This is a genomic window from Armatimonas sp. (assembly GCF_043760365.1).
GTDB lineage: Bacteria > Armatimonadota > Armatimonadia > Armatimonadales > Armatimonadaceae > Armatimonas.
Genome location: NZ_JAYUPA010000672.1, coordinates 1 through 3,881 on the forward strand (window position 1 = coordinate 1; position 3,881 = coordinate 3,881).

The following is a 3,881-nucleotide window of genomic DNA, read 5'->3' on the forward strand; positions in this document are numbered from 1 at the left end:
CATGGCAAAGAAAGTTGCGGTGATCGGCTATGGGGCGGCGTTTAACATGGGCCGTCACCACCTACGTGAGATGGAGCGGGCGGGGATGATCCCCACCGCCGTGTGCGATTTAGACAAAGAGCGGCTCAAGGCGGCGCGACAGGACTTCCCGGGCATCAAGACCTACACCCGGGCGGCGGCGCTACTGAGCAAGACCGATGTGGATTTAGTGACGGTGATTACGCCGCATGCGACCCACACGCCTCTCGCGCTCCAGTGCCTCAAGGCCGGGCGTGCTGTGGTGATCGAGAAACCCATGACCGTGACCACGGCGCAGTGCGACCGACTGATCGCGGAGTCCGAGAAGCAGGGCGTACTCCTCTCGACCTACCACAACCGGCACTGGGATGGGCATATCCTCAAAGCCCTCGAAATTATCCACAGTGGCGAGATTGGGGAGGTTTACAAGATCGAGGCGCATATCGGTGGCTGGGGCAAGCCCGGCGAGTGGTGGCGCACGCAGCGCAGCATCTCCGGCGGCATTCTCTACGACTGGGGCGTGCATCTGTTAGAGTACGCCCTTCAGATTCTTCAGCCCTCGGCACTTATTGAAGTGAGCGGCTACGCCAAGAACGGCTTCTGGCAGGATCAGCTCCCCTACGGCGAGGATGTCAACGAGGACGAAGCCCAGCTTGTAGCGCGTTTCGAGGGGGGCCGCTGGCTCTCGCTCAATGTCTCGCATCTCGACAGCCATCCGAAAAACGAGCGCGGCGTTTTAGAGATCACCGGGACGACGGGCACCTACATCATGCACTTCGATCGGTTTATCATCCGTAAGCACGAAGGCAGTGAGCTGATGATCCGCGAGGGCAAGAATCTCCCCAGCGAGGGCCAGAAGTTCTACAATAATATCGCGGCGACACTGGAAGGCACGGCGGAGCTGATTATCACCCCGCAGTGGGCACGGCGCCCAGTGCATATTCTCGATCTGGCCGTGCAGAGCGCCCAGAAGGGCCGCGCCGTCTCGGCGAGGTACGCATAGCCGCCGGTTTCAACCGGCGGACAATCGGCGAATCGCCCAGCGGGCGTGCTCCCGCACAAGCTCAGAGGGATCGGTCTGGGCAACGCGCTCTAGCGGCGCGATGGCTTCTGGCCCTCCCACGTTGCCCAGTGCCACACAGACATTGCGGCGCAAGCCCGTGCGCCCTGGCCGTAGAATCGGGCTTCCCGCAAAGCGCTGCTCAAATGCCTCCTCGGTGGCAAGTAACTCTAGAAGCTCTAGCAAGTCCACCTGTCCATCACCGCCGAAGAGCCGCAGCTCATTGGCGGCTTGGGCTTTGTCGTTCCAGGGGCAAGCAGCAAGGCAATCATCGCAGCCAAAGATATGATCACCCAGGAGAGGCCGTAGCTCCTCGGGGATGCTACCGTGGAGCTCTATCGTGAGATACGAGATGCAGCGCCGGGCATCGAGTGCCATCGGTGCCACAATGGCTCCTGTCGGGCAGACAGAAAGGCAACGGGTGCACGTGCCGCAGTGATGACTGTCAAAAGGTAGATCGGGCTCTAGCTTGAGCGAGGTGAGCAGTGCACCCAGAAAGAAAAAATTCCCCAGCTTCAGTGAGATGAGGTTCGTGTGTTTCCCCTGCCACCCGAGCCCCGCCCGCGCCGCCAGCTCCCGCTCCCGGATCGGCCCCGAGTCCGTGTAGCCCCGGCTCTGCGTCCCCGGAAACTCGTCGGCCAGCCAGTCTCGGAGCGTGTTGAGCTTCTCCCACATCACGCGGTGGTAGTCCTCGCCCCGTGCGTAGCGTGCGATAAGACCTTGCCCTGCACTCCCCCGCCCGGCGGGGGCTAGGGGGTAGGCTTCCCGGAAGTCATAGCTCTGCGCGACGACGATCACACTTCGGGCTTTGCCGAGGAGTTTTTGAGAGTTGAGTGGGCCGCCGCGTAGGCGCTTGCGCGTCTTGAGGTAGCTCATCTCACCGTGGTAGCCCGCCTCCAGCCACGCGTCCACGAACGCAGTGTGACCGGGCGCGGCGGGCGACGTAAACCCTACCTCATCGAAGAGAGTCAGCGCGTACTCACGGACGGTTTGTTTCAATAAACTCCGCCCAGACCCCGTCGGGCTCCCAAATGTCATGCAGATCGTCTAGCGCGGCGGTTTCGTCGTGGCCGTTGCGTAAGCGCCAGAGATAGAGAAATGCAGAGGCGCGCATGTTGGCGGCGCAGTGAACAAAGAGTTTTTTGTCTTTACGCTCGTCCATTGCGATGCAGAACGTCTCGAAGTTCTCACGCGTGGGTTTGAGCCAGATCACAGGGATGCGCACAAACTCCATGCCGAGTGCTTCCACAAGCCCGGGCTCCTCAGGGAACCAGGCATCGGATTCGTCGGGGAGCAGGTTGATGACGCACACAAAGCCCGCGTCGGCGATCCAGTCAAGCTGCTCGGGGCGCACTAAACCCGAGGTGCCAAGGTTATCGTCGAGCCAGAGAAAATTACGAATTCGGTGGAGCACACCCTATTCTACCCCGTGTTTTGCCGGTGCGAGAGGCGCTCGAAGGCTTTGGGGGCGAGCTGGTTGCGCCCAAATGACTTGGCCTGGTAGAGCGCAGTATCAGCCTCGGAGAGAAGCTGATCGCCGGACTTTCCATCGCCGGGGCGGAGTGTGGAGGCACCGAGAGAGAGAGTCAGAACGCCTAGCTCACTGGCCTCGTGGGCAATGGCGGCGCTTTCCAAAGTCTGCCGGATAGCCTCCAACGTGTCGGTGGCAGGTGGGGGGAGGCTCTCGATGATGAGGCAAAACTCCTCGCCGCCAAATCGAAACGCTTGTCCGACACCTTCCACGCCATTTCGGAGAATCTCGGCGACGCGCCAGAGTGCCAGATCGCCCTCCAGGTGGCCGTAGCGGTCGTTGTAGCGCTTAAAGTAGTCAATATCGCAGAGTGCCAGCGTGATCCCCATGCCGGTATTTTCCACTTGTTCGCGCAAAACAGCGAGGCGCTCATTGAGGCGCAGACGGTTGGAAAGCCCTGTGAGCGCGTCGGTGCGCGATGCCTCAAAAAGCCGTCGGTGGAGGGTAGTGACACGCTCGGCAGCGATCAGACGGGCTTGGAGATGGCGAATGTCCAGCGGTTTAACTAAGTAGTCGTCGGCTCCCGCTTCCATGCCACGCAGGAAACAATCCGGGCCATCGTGGGCGGTGAGCAAGATGATGTAGGGGTAGGGCGAGGCATCACTACGCGTCTCACGCAGGCGGCGGCAGAGTGCTAGGCCATCGGTGCCGGGCATCTTCCAGTCCGTGATGATCACATCCGCTCCGAGGCGCTGGTAGCTACAGGTCGCGTCATCCGCACTGGCAGCCGTGCGGACACGATGACCAAGCTGAGCAAGCTGCCCCGCCAGGACTTTACGTGCCGACGTGTCATCGTCAACGATTAGGATCTGCATGGTATTTAAAGGTAGGTGATATTGTGCACAATAGTATTTCTGCAAAAATACTCTTGTACGAGCCTCAAAGTCTCTTTGTGGTAGTAAAGACGCAGCTCACAGCCCCCCGTGAGTGCATCCACTCCCAGCGCAAGATGCGGAATTTTCAGCTCCGCAAGCATCGCTTCCGCGAGCCGCCTAGGATGCTCTTCGTTCTCGTAGGAAAAAAAGACCACGAGTTCTTTGATTTCTTGAGTGTCTTGCATTTCCATAGCTGGCTACTCCGCGGATCCGTAGAGTGCAACTTTCATGCCCCGGCCCCCGGCCCAGCGCCGTGTGCCAAACTCAAAGTGCCACCACTCGTTGGGATAGTTCACAAAACCCGCTTCGATCATCGCGCCGTAAAGCGTTCGGCGATTGCTCGTAAAAGGAGTCTTAGGGTGACGCTCAAACCAGTTCGTGACAGTGGCATCGGTGG

6 protein-coding genes are annotated in these 3,881 nt (G+C 60.1%); 1 reads left to right on the forward strand and 5 read right to left on the reverse strand.

Annotated features, from left to right (window positions below; all coding sequences use genetic code 11):
- On the forward strand, nt 1–1,021 hold a 1,021-nt coding region (locus ACH2EH_RS15585), incomplete at its 5' end, for a Gfo/Idh/MocA family protein (RefSeq protein WP_395142969.1).
- Nucleotides 1,022–1,030: 9 nt separating this feature from the next.
- On the opposite strand, the gene queG is transcribed toward ACH2EH_RS15585, so the two are convergent.
- From queG to ACH2EH_RS15610, 5 genes are all read right to left on the reverse strand, one after another.
- Nucleotides 1,031–2,116, reverse strand: a complete 1,086-nt coding sequence (gene queG, locus ACH2EH_RS15590) for a tRNA epoxyqueuosine(34) reductase QueG (protein WP_395142971.1) — start codon at nt 2,114–2,116, stop codon at nt 1,031–1,033.
- Nucleotides 2,058–2,492: a protein tyrosine phosphatase family protein gene (locus tag ACH2EH_RS15595; RefSeq protein ID WP_395142973.1), complete on the reverse strand. Its 435-nt coding sequence runs from the start codon at nt 2,490–2,492 to the stop codon at nt 2,058–2,060. The genes queG and ACH2EH_RS15595 overlap by 59 nt, the downstream gene beginning before the upstream one ends.
- Before the next feature lie 8 nt (nt 2,493–2,500).
- On the reverse strand, nt 2,501–3,424 hold the full coding sequence (locus ACH2EH_RS15600; protein ID WP_395142975.1) for a diguanylate cyclase domain-containing protein: 924 nt from the start codon (nt 3,422–3,424) through the stop codon (nt 2,501–2,503).
- Nucleotides 3,425–3,429: 5 nt separating this feature from the next.
- Entirely contained in the window at nt 3,430–3,675 is a 246-nt protein-coding gene (locus tag ACH2EH_RS15605) for a hypothetical protein (RefSeq protein ID WP_395142977.1), read from the reverse strand.
- A 6-nt stretch (nt 3,676–3,681) separates the two neighbouring features.
- The coding region (locus ACH2EH_RS15610; RefSeq protein WP_395142979.1) for a M15 family metallopeptidase at nt 3,682–3,881 on the reverse strand (200 nt) is incomplete at its 5' end.

Excerpts from the sequence above, each read along its gene's own strand:
- queG (WP_395142971.1), bottom strand. The coding sequence starts at position 2,116 with ATGACATTTGGGAGCCCGACGGGGTCTGGGCGGAGTTTATTGAAACAA.
- ACH2EH_RS15600 (WP_395142975.1), bottom strand. The coding sequence starts at position 3,424 with ATGCAGATCCTAATCGTTGACGATGACACGTCGGCACGTAAAGTCCTG.
- ACH2EH_RS15605 (WP_395142977.1), bottom strand. The coding sequence starts at position 3,675 with ATGGAAATGCAAGACACTCAAGAAATCAAAGAACTCGTGGTCTTTTTT.